Consider the following 14,802-nt stretch of genomic DNA (forward strand, 5'->3'; position numbering starts at 1 on the left):
TATATGTGCCGGGCGCGAGCCCTGTAGAATCAAGAAATGAGACGAAAGAATCATACTGAGACGCCTGTCTCACGTCAAACCACGAACGCCGCGCGCAAGGCGGCCGCCGCCCCGGCGCGCCTGATCGCGCCCGCCAGCCGCCAGGCCGCCGCCAGCGGCGAACCGCCGCACGGGCCGCGCGCGCGCATGCGCAAGATCCTGCTGGACGCCGCGCAGCGCCTGATGGCGCAAGGCATCACGCCGTCGGTGGCCGAGCTGGCCGAGCATGCCCAGGTGTCGCGCGCCACCGCCTACCGCTACTTTCCCAGCCAGAGCGCGTTGATCGCGGCCGTGGTCGACGAGAGCCTGGGGCCGATCCTGGCCTGGGACTCGACCGCGCCGGACGCCGCCACCCGCGTCGACGAACTGCTGCGCTTCGCCTACCCGCGCCTGCAGGCGCACGAAGCGTCGCTACGCGCCGCCATCCAGGTCTCGCTGCAGCAGCACGCCGAAGCCAGCGCCGGCCGCGCCGGCAACCAGCCGCGGCTGGTGCGCGGCCACCGCATCGACATCCTCAAGCGCGCCATCGCGCCGCTGGCCGGCACGCTCACGCCGGCGCAGCAGGATCGCGTGGCGCAGGCGCTGTCGCTGGTCTATGGCACCGAAGTGTTCCTGGTGCTCAAGGACATCTGGGGCCTGGACCAGACAGCGGTCACCGAGATCGCGCGCTGGACCGCCAGCGCCATCATCCGGCAGGCGCTGGCCGAGGCGGCCGCCACGCCGGCGGCCGATCCGCGCAAGCGCTGACCGCCGCCGCGCCGTCGGGGCGCATCCGCCCCGTCTCTCTGTCATTCCCACGTCACCCGCGCGCTTCATAGTGCGGGCCTTCGCGGCGCCGCCTCCTCGCAGCCCGCATGACGCTGGAGCATTGAATGCAGTTCGAAGTAACCCGCCTGCGGCGGGCCCTGATGCCGTTGTCGCTGGCTTGCGTAACCCTGCTGAGCGCCTGCGGCGGCAGCGATGATGACGAAGACACGCCCGCCGTCACGCCACCGCCTCCGGTCGTGACCGACCCCGCGCCGCCGGCACGCACGGGGGCCTGGAGCGCCGGCGACCTGCATGTGCACACGATCCAGTCCGACGACGCCCAGACCACGCTGGAAAGCGTGCTGGACCAGGCCTTCGACCGCTACCAGCTGGACTGGGCCGCGCTTTCGAACCACCTGCGCATGTCCGCGCGCGACAACACCGGCGCCAACATTCCCGGCGGCTCGATCCCGTTCTCGGCCGGCATGGCGCGCTATGAAGTGCCGTTCATCAAGCAGGCGCAGGCGGCGGGCCGCTACGCCGGCAAGATCATCTTCTCGTCGTTCGAGTGGGACATGCCCACGCACGACCACGTCAACATCGGCATCGGCACCAACGACCCGCTATCCGACAAGTCGCTGCGCGCCGTAGCCGAATTCGAATACCTGTACACCAACAAGGCCGCCAACCTGTTCGATCCGCAGTTGGTATCGGACCTGGCCGGCCAGACGCGCGCCTACACCACGCACGCCGACTCGCTGACGGCCCTGAAGTGGCTGCGCGACAAGCACCCCGACAGCTACATGCTGCTGAACCACCCGTCGCGCTACGCCGGCAAGTACACCATCGGCCAGTTGCGCGAGATGCACGACCTGGCGCCGTCGATCTTCTTCGCCATCGAGGGCATGGTCGGCAACCAGATGGAACCCGACCGCGGCGGCTATGCCGAGGCCTACACGGCCGACAAGCTGCCCAACCGCACCTACGGCGGCGTCGACTACCTGGTGGCCAAGCTGGGCGGCACCTGGGACGCGCTGCTGGGCGAAGGCCGCCACATCTGGACCGTGGCCGATTCGGACTTCCATTTCCGCGTCAACGCCACCGGCCAGTACAGCAGCGGCTACGCGCCGGGCGAGTACGCCAAGACCTACGTCTGGAAGGATGGCAAGGACATGGCGGCGGTGGTCGCGGGCCTGAAGAGCGGCCGCATGTTCGGCGTCTTCGGCGACCTGATCGACGCGCTCGAATTCCAGGCGCAGGGCGCCTCGGGCACGGCCCGGATGGGCGGCGAACTGACGGCGGCCAAGGGCGAGCAGGTGGAGGTCACCATCCGCTTTCGCAGCCCCGCCAGCAACCACTACGAGTATCCGATCGAAAGCGGCAACCCCACCTACGTCAAGCCGACCGTGCACCATGTCGACCTGATCGTGGGCGATGTCGGCGCCCGCGCCGCCGCCGGCACGCCGGCATACGACAACGCCACCAATCCGAGCACCCGCGTGCTGGGCCGCTACACCAGCAAGGACTGGACCGTGGACAAGGACGGCTACAACGTCATCAAGGTCAAGCTGACCGCCGACAAGAGCCAGTATCTGCGCCTGCGCGGCACCAACCTGGCGCCGGACGTGGCGGGCGAGACCGCCAACGGCGAACCGTTGCCGGACGCCAAGGTCGATCTGGCCGATAACGCGGCCCGCTTCAACGCCATCAACGCGCGCAATTACAACGACCTGTGGTTCTATTCGAACCCGGTGTTCGTCACCGTCAAACAGTAAGACGGCCTGCGCCGGCGCGGCATTTCGAGCCGCGCCGGCCCGATCCGAGACGCGACCGGCATGGATGCTCTTTTATAAGTCACAGTTATTTTGTTGACCGGCCACCCCTCAATTGCTACATATGAGGACGCAACTGCACTTGGTTCCTGATTATTCTCATCGGAGGATTTTTATGAGCAAGCGAATTGTTGTCGTGGGGGGCGGGGTCGGCGGCACCATGCTGGCCAACCAACTGGTCCACAAGCTGTACCCCGAAGTGTCGGCAGGCAAGGTCAGCATCATGTTGCTGTCCGATTCGCCGGATCATTACTACAAGCCGGCCTTCATGTATGTGGCGTTCAACCTGTTTTTCCAGGAAGAACTCAAGCGTCCCGAACGGTCCCTGCTGCGGCCCGAGATCGATTTCCGCGTCGACAAGGTGACGCGCTTCGATTTCGATGCCCAGCAACTGCACACCCGCGGCGGCAAGCGCCACGGCTACGACTATCTCGTGATCGCGACCGGCTGCGTGCCCGCGCCGGAGCGCATCGAAGGGCTGCGGGAAGCGGGCGACCATTTCTACCAGTACGAGCCGGCGCGGCAGCTCGCCAGCCGCCTGTCCACCATCGAACGCGGCCGCGTGTTCGTCAGCGTCACCTTCCCCAAGACACCGAACGTGCCGCACCAGTGCGGCATCGCGCCGATCGAGACCACGCTGATGCTGGACGACTACCTGCGCCGACGCGGCGTGCGCGACCGGGTGGAGATCGTCTACACCTACCCCACCACCTCGCAACTGCTGCGCAACTGCCTGTTCCTGCAAAAGCCCACCTGCGAGGTGCTGCCGGCCATCTTCGAGCAACGCGGCATCCGGTTCCAGCGCGGTTTCACGCTGGCGAAGGTGGACCCCGATCGCCGCATTGCCTACTCGGAGGAAGGCGTCGAGCAGCCGTTCGACATCCTCATGGCCACGCCGCCGATACGCGCGGTCGACGCGGTGCTGGAATCGGGCGCTTCGCAGGCGCCCGACAACGAGGGCTGGCTGCCCACCGATCACGAAACCATGCAGGTGTACGGCCTGCGCAATGTGTACGTGATCGGCGACACCGTGGACCTGCCGGTGAGCAAGGCCGGCGGCTCGTGCCACAACCAGGCGCCCGTCATCGCCAACAACATCGCCGGCGAGATCCGGCTGGGCCATCCCTGCAGCGCCTACGACGGCCGCGTCCAGGCCGTGGCGCAGATGGGCCTGAACGCGGGCATGCCGCTCTGGTATGACTACACCCACGACGTGCGGCCGACGCCGCCGACCAAGCTGGGCGGACTGCTGCGGCATGGGTTCAACCGGGGCCTGTACTGGTCCGTCGCCAGGGGAATGCTATGAACGCACCGCACGACAACAGCCTGTCCAACGCCGGCCAATGCGACGCCCTGCTCGATGCGCCACCCGCGGCGGCTGGCAACGATGCGCTGGCGCAGCTCGCCGGCAAGCTGCAACCGCTGGCCGACAGCGGCCGGCTGGACAATCTGGTCGACCTGCTGGCGCTGGCGTCCGACCTGGTCGACCTGCTCGATGCCCCCATGGTGGAAAAGCTGGGCGCGCTGTCGGAGCAGGCCACGGGCGCGGCCTGGACCCTGTCCAACGCCTGGCGCGCGGCCCACGCGCAAGGGTTGCAAGAGGCGCGCCCGCCGGGCCTGGGCGGACTGTTCCAGCTCTCGCGCGACGAGGACACGCGGCGCGGGCTGGCGCTGGTGCTGCGGACGCTGCAAGGCCTGGGCCGTCAGGTGGGCGATCAACGGCGGGACTACGCCCCTTCCTGATGCCGTTGGCGGGGCCGCCCGCGCGGCCCCCGCTGTCCAAAACAAAGCCCCGCAAGCGCTTGCCTGCGGGGCTTTTGGGGTGCGCGCCCGGGATGGACGACGCGACCGGGTTTACTGCAACGTGCGCGTGAACACGAACTTGCCATCGCGCCAATCCACCGGCACCACGTCGCGCGGACCGAACTGGCCTTCCAGGATCAGCCGGGCGACCGGGTTCTCGATCTGCTGCTGGATGGTGCGCTTGAGCGGACGCGCCCCGAACACCGGATCGAAACCGTCGCGGGCCAGTTCGGCCAGCGCGGGCTCGGTCACTTCCAGCCGCATCTCCTGCTTTTCCAGGCGCTCGGCCAGGCGGCGCAGCTGGATGCGGGCGATGGACTCGATGTGCTGCGCTTCCAGTGCGTGGAACACCACCACTTCGTCGATGCGGTTCAGGAACTCGGGCCGCAGCGTCTGCTTGAGTTCGCCCCAGACCACTTCCTTGACCACGTCGTACGGCTGGCCGGCCAGCGTCTGGATGTGCTGCGAACCCAGGTTCGACGTCATCACGATGACGGTGTTGCGGAAGTCCACCGTGCGGCCCTGGCCGTCGGTCAGGCGGCCGTCGTCCAGCACCTGCAGCAGCACGTTGAAGACGTCCGGGTGCGCCTTCTCGACTTCATCGAGCAGCACCACGCTGTACGGCTTGCGGCGCACGGCCTCGGTCAGGTAGCCGCCCTCTTCGTAGCCCACGTATCCGGGCGGCGCGCCGATCAGCCGCGCCACCGAATGCTTCTCCATGAATTCGCTCATGTCGATGCGGATCATGTGCTCTTCGGAGTCGAACAGGAACTCGGCCAGCGCGCGCGTCAGCTCTGTCTTGCCCACGCCGGTGGGGCCCAGGAACAGGAACGAACCGTACGGGCGCGAGGGATCCGCCAGGCCCGCGCGCGAACGGCGGATGGCATCGGACACCAGGCGCACGGCCTCGTCCTGCCCAACCACGCGCTTGTGCAGGTATTCCTCCATGTGCAGCAGCTTCTCGCGTTCGCCCTGCATCATCTTGGACACCGGGATGCCGGTGGCGCGCGACACGACCTCGGCGATTTCCTCGGCGCCGACACGGGTGCGCAAGAGGCGCGGACGGCCTTCGCCGCCTTCGGCCTCCTCGGCCGCCTCGGCGGCGCCCACCTCGGCGGCCTTCAGGCGCGCTTCCAGGTCCGGCAGCTTGCCGTACTGCAGCTCGGCCAGCTTGTCGAACTGGCCCTTGCGTTGCAGCTCCGCCATTTCGGCGCGCACGCTGTCGATCTCTTCCTTGATGGCCTGGGTGCCCTGCACCGCGGCCTTCTCGGCCTTCCAGATTTCCTCGAAGTCGTTGTATTCGCGTTGCAGTTTCTCGAGCTCGTCCTCGATCACGCCCAGGCGGCGCTTGGAGGCGTCGTCGGTTTCCTTCTTGACGGCCTCGCGCTCGATCTTGAGCTGGATGATGCGGCGGTCGAGCTTGTCCATCACTTCCGGCTTGGAATCGATTTCCATGCGGATGCGGGCGCCGGCCTCGTCGATCAGGTCGATCGCCTTGTCGGGCAGGAAGCGGTCGGTGATGTAGCGGTGCGAGAGCTCGGCCGCGGCCACGATGGCCGGGTCGGTGATCTCGACGCCGTGGTGGATCTCATAGCGCTCCTGCAACCCGCGCAGGATGGCGATGGTGGACTCGACATCGGGTTCGTCGACCAGCACCTTCTGGAAGCGGCGTTCGAGCGCGGCGTCCTTTTCAATGTACTTGCGGTATTCGTCCAGCGTGGTGGCGCCGATGCAGTGCAGCTCGCCGCGCGCCAGCGCCGGCTTGAGCATGTTGCCGGCGTCCATCGCGCCCTCGGCCTTGCCGGCGCCGACCATGGTGTGCAGCTCGTCGATGAAGACGATGTTGCTGCCGTCGTCCTGCGACAGTTCCTTGAGCACGGCCTTCAGGCGCTCTTCGAATTCGCCGCGGAACTTGGCGCCGGCCAGCAGCGCGGCCAGGTCGAGCGACAGCACGCGCTTGCCGCGCAGGGTCTCGGGCACTTCGTCGTTGACGATGCGCTGCGCCAGGCCTTCGACGATGGCGGTCTTGCCCACGCCGGGTTCGCCGATCAGGACGGGGTTGTTCTTGGTGCGGCGCTGCAGAATCTGGATGGTGCGGCGGATTTCGTCGTCGCGGCCGATGACCGGGTCGAGCTTGCCCTGGCGGGCGCGTTCGGTCAGGTCGAGGGTGTACTTGGACAGCGCCTCGCGGTTGGATTCGCCTTCGGCGCCGGAGACGTTCTCGCCGCCGCGCACGGCGTCGATGGCGGCCTCCAGGGCCTTTTTCTGCAGGCCCGCGTCGCGCAGGATGCGGCCGGCCTCGCCCTTGTCGTCGGCCAGGGCCAGCAGGAACAGTTCGCTGGCGATGTAGGTGTCGCCGCGGCGCGCGGCTTCCTTGTCGGTGCGGGTCAGCACGCCCTGCAGGTCGCGGCCGACCTGGACGTTGTCATCGCCCTGCACCTGGGGCAGCGCCTTGAGCGCGGCGTCCAGGGCCGGCTGCAGCCGGTTGACGGCCACGCCGGCGCGCGCCAGCAGGCTGCCGGCGCCGCTGTCCGGGTCGGACAGCAGCGCCGCCAGCACGTGGACGGGCTCGATGTAGGGATGATCGTTGCGGGCGGCCAGACTCTGAGCGTCGGCCAGGGCTTGCTGGAACTTGGTGGTCAGTTTGTCGAATCGCATAATGGTCGTTGGTGGCTTGTTGGTGAGCCTGACCGATACGCGCCGGCGGGCTCGATGACCTGAATATGCGGCCGGATGCGAGAATTTCAATACCTCGTCGGCCGCATGGATTTGGGTCGGTTAACGCATCCGCGTACAGCAACAATCTGTCCCATGAGCATATACGTTTTTGTCTACGGCACGCTACGCGCGGGCGAAATCAATGACCTGGCGCAAGCCGCCGCGCGCCGCGGCCTGCCGCCGGCGCGCCACGTCGGCCCGGCCACGGTGCCCGGCATGCTGGTGGATTTCGGCGACTGGCCCGGATTGCTCCCGGTGACCGATGGCCGGCGGGTGCTGGGCGATATCTACGAGGTCGACCCGGCCCTGGTCGCCCTGATGGATGAGATCGAGGAATACGTCCCCGGCCGCCCCGGCTGCTTCGTGCGCCGGCCGGTGCTGGCCCGGCCGCTGGCGCCTGGCGCCGCCCCGGTGGCCTGCGACTACTACCCCATCGACCCGGCCTGGCGGGGGGCGGCGGCGGACATCGACGGGGACGACTGGATCGCCTATCGGCGCGCCCGCCCGGCCCGATCGCAACCGTAGGAATGCGCTACAAAATGCCGCGTAAGACACCCGTAGTAACAACGGACTACAATGGGTACCTGTCTTCACGCTTTAAGCCCGTCCAGGCTACCCGCCAGGTCTAGGCACTATAAAGGTCATCGTATGCAAAAACGGGTTCCCGTTGCCCCTGATGCCGCCCACTGTTCCACGTGTATGCTGGGCCACGTGTGTGTCCCGGTCGGGATGGCAGCCGCCGAAGTGGAAAAGCTGGACGAACTGGTGAAAGAACGCGTGCGCCTCGAAAAGGGCAAGACGCTGTATTCGCTGGATCATCCCCTGGACGCCGTCTACGGCGTGCGCTTCGGCAGCCTGAAAACGCAGCTCGAAGACGCCACCGGCCAGATTCAGATCACCGGTTTCCACCTGCCCGGCGAGATCGTCGGCATGGACGGCATGCTCGATGGCAAGCACGTCTCGGCCGCCGTGGCCCTGGAAGACTCCGAAGTCTGCGTGATCCGCCTGAACGAAGTCGACCGCGTGGCCACCCACCTGCCCTCGCTGCAGCAGCAGTTCCGCCGCCTGATGAGCCGCGAAATCACGCGCTCGCACCAGATGCTGGCGTCGCTAGGGTCGATGCGTTCCGAACAGCGCCTGGCCGCGTTCCTGCTGAACCTGTCGCAGCGCTATGCGTCGCTGGGCTACTCGTCGACCGAGTTCGTGCTGCGCATGAGCCGCGAGGAAATCGGCAACTTCCTGGGCCTGACCCTGGAGACGGTCAGCCGGCTGTTCTCGCGCTTCGCGCGCGACGGCCTGATCCGCATCAACCAGCGCGAAGTCCGCATCCTGGACCAACCCGCGCTCAAGCAACTGCTGGGCCACGAGGGCTGCTGACGCCCGCCCGCGCCATGCGCCGCACAGCCGCACCCGGCGCCGCGCAGCCCCATCCGGCTCCGCGCGTGCCGCGCTCGCGCCGAGCCTGGGGCGTGGCGGCGCTGACCCTGGCGGCCCTGCTGCCCCTGGCGGCGCGCGCGCAGACGCCGCTGCCCGACCCCTACGATTACGACGAACCCGCGCCCGCCCCCAAGCGGGTGGTGGTGCCGCGCTGGCAGACGCTGGAACTGGGCAAGCCCGGCCATCGCTACAAGGTGCCGGTCTATGCTAACCGGAACCTGGCGCGCGGCGACCTGCGCGATATCAAGCAGATCGTGATCGTGTTCCATGGGCTCAAGCGCAATGCCGACGCCTATTACGAAACCGTTGCCACGCTGCTGGCGACCAACCCCGCCCGCGCCAACGACACGCTGATCCTGGCGCCGCGCTTTGTCGGTTCGATCGACTCGGGCTTCGCCGGCATGGCCGCGTGGCGCAAGGCCAGTTGGGAAGACGGCGAGGACAGCGTGCAGGCCAACGGCCGGCCCGCGCCGGTCAGCTCGTTCCAGGTGATTGACGACCTGCTGCGCAGCCTGGACGATCGCAAGCGCCTGCCGATCCTGGCCGGCATCGTGCTGGCCGGGCATTCCGGCGGCGGCCAGCTGGTGCAGCGCTACGCCGTGCTGAACCAGATCGACGGCCCGTTGCGCCGCGACGGCATCGCGGTGCGCTACGTGATCGCCAACCCCTCGTCATACCTGTATCTGACCCGCGAACGCCCGCGCCCCGACGGCAAGGGCTACGCGCCCTACGAGCGCGGCATCTGCCCGACCTACAACCAGTACAAGTACGGCACCGACAAGCTGCCCGCGTACGCGCAGGAAACCGATGACACGCGCCTGTTCATCCGCTACGCGGCGCGCGACGTGACCTACCTGCTGGGCGGCGCCGACAACAACCCCGAGCACCGCCTGCTGGACAAGACCTGCGGCGCCGAGGCCCAGGGGGCGACGCGGCTGGCGCGCGGCACCGCCTACCTGCAGTACGAGCGCATCGTCGCCGCGCGCGGCAGCCGGCCGGTGACCCTGCATCGCGCCGGCTTCGAAGTGACGGGCATCGGCCACGACAACAAAGGCATGTTCCAATCGGTCTGCGGCGCGCGCGCCTTGTTTGGCGACGACGCCCAGGCGCCCGCCGGCGCGGCGGCCTGCACGGTGATCGAACCGCCGCGCAAGTAAGCGGCGATCCCCGCCGGCGGCGCGGCCGCCGACCCAGCCACGGCACCCGCGCGGCATTGCGCGGACAGTCCGCGGGCAAGGCGCCGCGGGCAATACGCACGGCGAGCCGAACGCAGGCACGGGGCCGCAAGCCGCGTGCCTGCCGCCACGGCAATTCTTGACACCAAGCTGAACAAACATCCCGGACAAATGCAGGGGTGCATTTTTGTGCCGGCAGGCGCAAGATAGGCGGGTACCGTCTCCGTGGAAGACAGATATGAGCCAAGCGTATCTCGACATGCCCGACGCCAAACGCCGCATCAAGGCGATCTTCGTCGGCTCCATGGGCAACCTGGTCGAATGGTATGACTTCTACGCCTATACCGCCTTCGCCCTGTACTTCGCCCCCGCCTTCTTCCCCTCGCACGATCCCGTCGTGCAGCAGCTGAACGCCGCCACGCTGTTCGCCGCCGGCTTCATCGTGCGGCCGCTGGGGGGCTGGCTGTTCGGCCACCTGGCCGACCGGCACGGGCGCCGATTGTCGCTGATGGTTTCGGTGGGCATGATGTGCGTGGGGTCGCTGATCATCGCGGTCACGCCCACCTATGCCTCCATCGGCCTGGCGGCGCCGGCGCTGCTGGCGCTGGCGCGGGTCATCGAAGGCCTGAGCCTGGGCGGCGAATACGGCGCCAGCGCCACCTACCTCACCGAGATCGCCGATCCCGATCATCGCGGCTTCTATTCCAGCTTCCAGTACGTCACGCTGATCGGCGGCCAGCTCTGCGCGATCCTGGTGCTGCTGTTGCTGCAGAACGTATTCCTGACGCACGAGCAACTGGTGGAATGGGGCTGGCGCATTCCCTTCGTGATCGGCGCCATGCTGGCCATCATCACCGCCGTCATGCGGCGCGACATGCCGGAAACCGACTCCTACCGGCAGGCCAGCCAGACCAAGCCCAAGACCAGTTCCCTGCGCGGCCTGCTGCGCTATCCGCGCGAGGTCGCCATCGTGGTGGGCCTGACGGCCGGCGGTACGGCGGCGTTCTACACCTTCACCACCTACATGCAGACCTTCGTGCGGCAGACCGCCGGGTTCTCCGACATCGTCACCACCTACGTGATCGCGGCGTCGCTGATCTTCGCGCTGATCCTGCAGCCGCTGTATGGCGCGCTGTCCGACAGGATCGGGCGCAAGCCGCTGCTGGTGTTCTTCGGCATCGCCGGCGCGCTGCTTACCGTGCCGCTGCTGATGACGCTGTCGCAGACCCGCTCGCCGTTCATCGCCTTCCTGCTGATCTGCGCGGCCTGGATCTTCACGGCCGGCTACACCTCGATCAACGCCGTGGTGAAGGCCGAGCTGTTCCCCACCAATATCCGCGCCACCGGCGTGGCGGTGCCCTACGCCATCACCGTGTCGATCTTCGGCGGCACGGCGCCCGCCATCGCGCTCTGGTTCAAGCAGCAGGGTCACGAGCAGTGGTTCTACTACTACCTGGCGGGCGTGATCTTCATCTCGCTGCTGGTCTACGCGACCATGCGCGACACCAAGCATCAGTCGGCCATGCACCGGCACGACTGACGCCGCGCGCGGGGAACGGCCCGCGTGCCCGGCCGCCAGTCCAAAGACGGGCCACCGGCGCGCGCCGGCGGCGTGCGACCGGGCGATGCTGCGCGGGCCGTCAGCCCGGCCGGTGCGCGCTGACGGCGTCCAGCACGCGGGCCGAATACACCATCGCGGCGCCGGCGTTCAAAGCCACCGCCACGCCCAGCGCCTCGCCGATTTCCTCGCGGGTGGCGCCGTGCTTGAGCGCCTGCGCCGAATGCACCGTGATGCAGCCGTCGCAGCGGGTCGTGACCGCCACCGCCAGCGCGATCAATTCGCGCGTCTTGGCATCCAGGTGCGCGGTCCTGGCGCCGGCGGCCGACAGCGCCTGGTAGCCCTTGAGCGTGTCGGGCGTCAGCGCGCCCAGTTCACCGATGCGGCCCATCAGTTCCTTTTGGTAATTCACCCAATCCAGCATGTCCTGCTCCTTGAAAAAAGCGGCGTGGCTGAATGCCTGACGCCATGGAGGCAGTATGCGCGGCCGGGCAGCGATGATTTAGCCGAAAAATCGCGCTTATATGCTGATTCGTATCAACCGCGACTCCGACGGTTGCCGTGCTGTGCCGGGCGGCTGGCGGCTGGCGGCTGGCGGCGGGCGGCGGGCGGCGGGCGGCGGGAAGCGGGAAGCGGGAATCGGGAAGCGGAAAGCGGAAAGCGGAAAGCGGAAAGCGGGAAACGGGAAGCGGGAAGCGGGAAGCGGAAAGCGGGCAGCGAGCGGAGGACGGACCACGGCCTAGCGCCGCGCGCCCGTCAGCGGCCGCGGTGGCGCCGGCGGCGCCGGTTCTAGCGGCGCGGCTTGCAACGACTGGATTTCCAGCGGTGAGCGGGCCTGGGCCACGCAGGGCAGAATCCAGCCTTCTTCCTTCTCGTCGCGCGACAGGCCCGGCCATTCGATGCGGTAGGCGATCTCGCCTTCCAGCATCAGGCACATGCAGGCGCGACAGGTGCCGTTGCGGCAGGAACTGGGCAGCTTGATGCCGGCGGCCTGCGCGGCCGCCAGCAGGGTCGAATCGGCGTCGGCCTCGAAACGCAGTCCGGACGGTTGCACCAGGACAGGAAAGACGGGCATGGTCGGCGGGATCGTTCGTCTAGTGAGGGCGCCGGCGCGGGCCGGCCTTCAGGGCGGGCCCGGGAAGGCCGCTGTCCGCTCAGGCGGGCTGGTCCTGCCAGTCCAGCTGCCAGGCGCCGGACAGCACGTTCTGCAGCCACAGCGTGCAGGTCAGGGTCTTGGCGTCGGTGACTTCGCCCTGGGCGCAGGCCGCGTACAGGTCTTCGGGCCGGGCGCTGAAGACGTCGAGGAATTCGTCCTGGTCCAGCTGCCGGGGGCCGGCGCGCAGGCCGCGCGCAAAGTAGATGTGGATGATCTCGGTGGAATAGGCGATGGCCAGGTGCAGCGCGCCGGCGCGGGCCCACTGGCTGGCGGTGTAGCCGGTTTCTTCGAGCAGTTCTCGCTTGCCGCAGGCCAGCGGGTCTTCACCCGGATCGAGCTTGCCGGCGGGGAATTCGGTCATGACGCGGCCGATCGGATAGCGGAACTGGCGCTCGAGCAGCACGCGGCCGTCGTCGAGCAACGGGATCACCACCACCGCGCCCGGGTGCACGACGTACTCGCGCGTGGAGGTGTTGCCGTTGGGCAGCCGCACGGTGTCGTTGCGGATCTTGAGGAAGCGGCCATCGTAGGCGGCCTCGGTGGAGACGCGTTCTTCGAACAGATGGGAATCGGACTTGTCGGTCATGGCGCGGCGTGGGAAGGTGCGAGCGCCGGCACGCAAGGCGGCCGGCGCGAAGAGCTTGCAGCTTACCACCGCGCCCGTCATGGCCGCGTCATGGACCTGATGGGCGTGATGGGAATGACGGGCATCATGCCCCCCCCGCGCCTGCGCATCGACGACCTGCGGGCCATCGCCGATGCGGCCATCGCGGGCGCGCGACCAGCCTTCAAAGACGCGCATCGCGATCGACGCGCTGGCCGAGGGGGCCGGCGATGCCGGCAATATGACAGGGCGCGGCGCGCAGGCCCAAGCGCCGAGGACCTCGGGGCGGCAGGCTCGCCGCCCCGTGTATCAATCGAACTTGCGACGGGCGTCCAGCGCCAGGCCGGCGCCGATGCTGCCGAACAGGTCGCCTTCGACGCTGCGCGCCTGCGGCACCAGCGCCGAGACGCAATCGCGCAGGCGCGGCACGCGGCTGGAACCGCCGGTGAAGAACACCGTGTCCACGTCGGCGGGGGCGACGCCCGCGTCGCGCAGCAGGACGCCGACGGTCTGCTCGATCTTCTCAATCAGCCGCGCCACGCTAACGTCGAACGACGGCCGCGTCACGTCCACGCCCAGCTCGGGCGCGATGCGCGACAGGTCGATGCGCGCGGCCGGGCCTTCCGACAGCGCGATCTTGGCCTCTTCCACCTGCACCGCCACCCAGTGGCCGGCGCGCTGCTTGACCAGGTTCAGCAACAGGTCGATCTTGTCGCGGTCGCCGGCTTCGGCGCGGATGTAGGCGAAGTGTTCGGCCGCCTTGCGGGTGTAGGCCTGGTTGATGGTGTGCCAGCAGGCCAGGTTGCCGTATTGCGTGGACGGCACGTCCTTGCCGCTGCGCAACTGGCTGCCCAGCCCCAGCAGCGGCATGACGTGCGCCAGGCTGAGCTGCTTGTCGAAGTCCACCCCGCCAATGTGCACGCCGCCGTAGGCCAGGATGTCGTCGCGGCGATCCAGCTTGGCGGCGCGGCCCGGGCCCAGGCGGATCAGCGAGAAGTCGGAGGTGCCGCCGCCGATGTCGATGACCAGCACCAGTTCCTCGCGGTCGATCTGCGACTCGTAGTCGAAGGCCGCCGCCAGCGGCTCGAACTGGAATTCGATGTCGGTGAAGCCGACGCTGCGCGCGATCTCGCCCAGCGTGTCCTGGGCGGTCTGGTCGGCGGCGGGGTTGTCGTCGACGAAGAACACCGGCCGGCCCAGCACGGCGCGGGTGAAGTCGCGGCCGGCGGCGGTCTCGGCGCGGCGCTTGAGTTCGGCGATGAAGCGCGTCAGCAGCACGCGGAACGGGATCGAGCGGCCCTGCACCTCGGTGGAGCCGTCGATCAGCGAGCTGCCCAGCAGGCTTTTCATCGAGCGCATCAGGCGCCCGTCGTAGCCCGCCAGGTAGTCGGAGATGGCCGCGCGGCCGTAACTGACCTCGGCGTCTTCATCGTGGAAGAAGATGGCCGAGGGCAAGGTGGTCTTGCCGTCTTCGAGGGCCAGGAGCGCGCGCTGGTCGGGGCGGCTCCAGCCGACGGTGGAGTTGGAGGTGCCGAAGTCGACGCCGCATGCGGTGGAAATCATGGAAATTCGGGGGCTTGAAAGCAAAACGGCGCACAAGTGTAGCCGCAACCGCCCGAAACGCCATGTCACCCTCGGCGGCGCAGCGCCAACGCCACGAATGCCAGGGTGGCAACGACCGCCAGCAGCCCGCCGCCGAAACCGGCGGCATAGCCCGCCCGGGCGGCCACCCC

The 14,802-nt window shown here is 68.3% G+C and carries 13 protein-coding genes; 8 read left to right on the forward strand and 5 right to left on the reverse strand.

The features are described from left to right. Nucleotides 1-120: 120 nt before the first annotated feature. The 4 genes from ABFG95_RS03810 to ABFG95_RS03825 all read left to right on the forward strand — a co-directional run bounded on the left by ABFG95_RS03810 (nucleotide 121) and on the right by ABFG95_RS03825 (nucleotide 4,361). Nucleotides 121-786, forward strand: a complete 666-nt coding sequence (locus tag ABFG95_RS03810) for a TetR/AcrR family transcriptional regulator (protein ID WP_348996033.1) — start codon at nucleotides 121-123, stop codon at nucleotides 784-786. Nucleotides 787-911: 125 nt separating this feature from the next. Then, entirely contained in the window at nucleotides 912-2,561 is a 1,650-nt protein-coding gene (locus ABFG95_RS03815; protein ID WP_348995467.1) for an S-layer protein, read from the forward strand. A gap of 172 nt (nucleotides 2,562-2,733) precedes the next feature. Beyond that, nucleotides 2,734-3,924, forward strand: a complete 1,191-nt coding sequence (locus tag ABFG95_RS03820; protein ID WP_054415895.1) for an FAD/NAD(P)-binding oxidoreductase — start codon at nucleotides 2,734-2,736, stop codon at nucleotides 3,922-3,924. Beyond that, the gene (locus ABFG95_RS03825; protein ID WP_081273662.1) at nucleotides 3,921-4,361 is read left to right on the forward strand and encodes a DUF1641 domain-containing protein; all 441 of its coding nucleotides are present in this window, start codon (nucleotides 3,921-3,923) and stop codon (nucleotides 4,359-4,361) included. The genes ABFG95_RS03820 and ABFG95_RS03825 overlap by 4 nt, the downstream gene beginning before the upstream one ends. Before the next feature lie 111 nt (nucleotides 4,362-4,472). Here ABFG95_RS03825 and clpB read toward each other — a convergent pair whose 3' ends face one another. Next, complete coding sequence (clpB, locus tag ABFG95_RS03830) at nucleotides 4,473-7,079, reverse strand: ATP-dependent chaperone ClpB (RefSeq protein WP_049073056.1); 2,607 nt, start codon at nucleotides 7,077-7,079, stop codon at nucleotides 4,473-4,475. Nucleotides 7,080-7,232: 153 nt separating this feature from the next. On the opposite strand from clpB, the gene ABFG95_RS03835 reads away from it, so the two are divergent. The 4 genes from ABFG95_RS03835 (at nucleotide 7,233) to ABFG95_RS03850 (ending at nucleotide 11,291) form a co-directional block, all read left to right on the forward strand. After that, on the forward strand, nucleotides 7,233-7,664 hold the full coding sequence (locus ABFG95_RS03835) for a gamma-glutamylcyclotransferase family protein (RefSeq protein ID WP_054415898.1): 432 nt from the start codon (nucleotides 7,233-7,235) through the stop codon (nucleotides 7,662-7,664). Nucleotides 7,665-7,787: 123 nt separating this feature from the next. After that, entirely contained in the window at nucleotides 7,788-8,516 is a 729-nt protein-coding gene (locus ABFG95_RS03840; RefSeq protein WP_049073054.1) for a helix-turn-helix domain-containing protein, read from the forward strand. Nucleotides 8,517-8,632: 116 nt separating this feature from the next. Further along, a complete protein-coding gene (locus ABFG95_RS03845) occupies nucleotides 8,633-9,733 on the forward strand; it encodes a hypothetical protein (RefSeq protein WP_348996034.1) in 1,101 nt (366 codons plus the stop codon). A 256-nt stretch (nucleotides 9,734-9,989) separates the two neighbouring features. Then, complete coding sequence (locus ABFG95_RS03850; protein ID WP_049073052.1) at nucleotides 9,990-11,291, forward strand: MFS transporter; 1,302 nt, start codon at nucleotides 9,990-9,992, stop codon at nucleotides 11,289-11,291. 100 nt (nucleotides 11,292-11,391) lie between these two features. Here ABFG95_RS03850 and ABFG95_RS03855 read toward each other — a convergent pair whose 3' ends face one another. The 4 genes from ABFG95_RS03855 to ABFG95_RS03870 all read right to left on the reverse strand — a co-directional run bounded on the left by ABFG95_RS03855 (nucleotide 11,392) and on the right by ABFG95_RS03870 (nucleotide 14,632). Next, nucleotides 11,392-11,733, reverse strand: a complete 342-nt coding sequence (locus tag ABFG95_RS03855; RefSeq protein ID WP_348995468.1) for a carboxymuconolactone decarboxylase family protein — start codon at nucleotides 11,731-11,733, stop codon at nucleotides 11,392-11,394. Nucleotides 11,734-12,048: 315 nt separating this feature from the next. Further along, a complete protein-coding gene (locus ABFG95_RS03860) occupies nucleotides 12,049-12,384 on the reverse strand; it encodes a 2Fe-2S iron-sulfur cluster-binding protein (protein ID WP_059271531.1) in 336 nt (111 codons plus the stop codon). Between the two features lie 79 nt (nucleotides 12,385-12,463). Further along, complete coding sequence (locus tag ABFG95_RS03865; protein WP_063579925.1) at nucleotides 12,464-13,051, reverse strand: NUDIX hydrolase; 588 nt, start codon at nucleotides 13,049-13,051, stop codon at nucleotides 12,464-12,466. Between the two features lie 327 nt (nucleotides 13,052-13,378). Then, nucleotides 13,379-14,632, reverse strand: a complete 1,254-nt coding sequence (locus ABFG95_RS03870; RefSeq protein ID WP_348995469.1) for an Hsp70 family protein — start codon at nucleotides 14,630-14,632, stop codon at nucleotides 13,379-13,381. Nucleotides 14,633-14,802 lie beyond the last annotated feature (170 nt).

Origin of the sequence: Achromobacter sp. HNDS-1, from assembly GCF_040084795.1 — a bacterium.
In the GTDB taxonomy this organism is placed as follows: domain Bacteria; phylum Pseudomonadota; class Gammaproteobacteria; order Burkholderiales; family Burkholderiaceae_B; genus Achromobacter; species Achromobacter ruhlandii.

What these genes read in the sequence shown, in the direction of transcription:
- ABFG95_RS03815 (WP_348995467.1), top strand. Translation starts at nt 912, where the DNA reads ATGCAGTTCGAAGTAACCCGCCTGCGGCGGGCCCTGATGCCGTTGTCG.
- ABFG95_RS03820 (WP_054415895.1), top strand. Translation starts at nt 2,734, where the DNA reads ATGAGCAAGCGAATTGTTGTCGTGGGGGGCGGGGTCGGCGGCACCATG.
- ABFG95_RS03825 (WP_081273662.1), top strand. Translation starts at nt 3,921, where the DNA reads ATGAACGCACCGCACGACAACAGCCTGTCCAACGCCGGCCAATGCGAC.
- clpB (WP_049073056.1), bottom strand. Translation starts at nt 7,079, where the DNA reads ATGCGATTCGACAAACTGACCACCAAGTTCCAGCAAGCCCTGGCCGAC.
- ABFG95_RS03835 (WP_054415898.1), top strand. Translation starts at nt 7,233, where the DNA reads ATGAGCATATACGTTTTTGTCTACGGCACGCTACGCGCGGGCGAAATC.
- ABFG95_RS03840 (WP_049073054.1), top strand. Translation starts at nt 7,788, where the DNA reads ATGCAAAAACGGGTTCCCGTTGCCCCTGATGCCGCCCACTGTTCCACG.
- ABFG95_RS03850 (WP_049073052.1), top strand. Translation starts at nt 9,990, where the DNA reads ATGAGCCAAGCGTATCTCGACATGCCCGACGCCAAACGCCGCATCAAG.
- ABFG95_RS03855 (WP_348995468.1), bottom strand. Translation starts at nt 11,733, where the DNA reads ATGCTGGATTGGGTGAATTACCAAAAGGAACTGATGGGCCGCATCGGT.
- ABFG95_RS03860 (WP_059271531.1), bottom strand. Translation starts at nt 12,384, where the DNA reads ATGCCCGTCTTTCCTGTCCTGGTGCAACCGTCCGGACTGCGTTTCGAG.
- ABFG95_RS03865 (WP_063579925.1), bottom strand. Translation starts at nt 13,051, where the DNA reads ATGACCGACAAGTCCGATTCCCATCTGTTCGAAGAACGCGTCTCCACC.
- ABFG95_RS03870 (WP_348995469.1), bottom strand. Translation starts at nt 14,632, where the DNA reads ATGATTTCCACCGCATGCGGCGTCGACTTCGGCACCTCCAACTCCACC.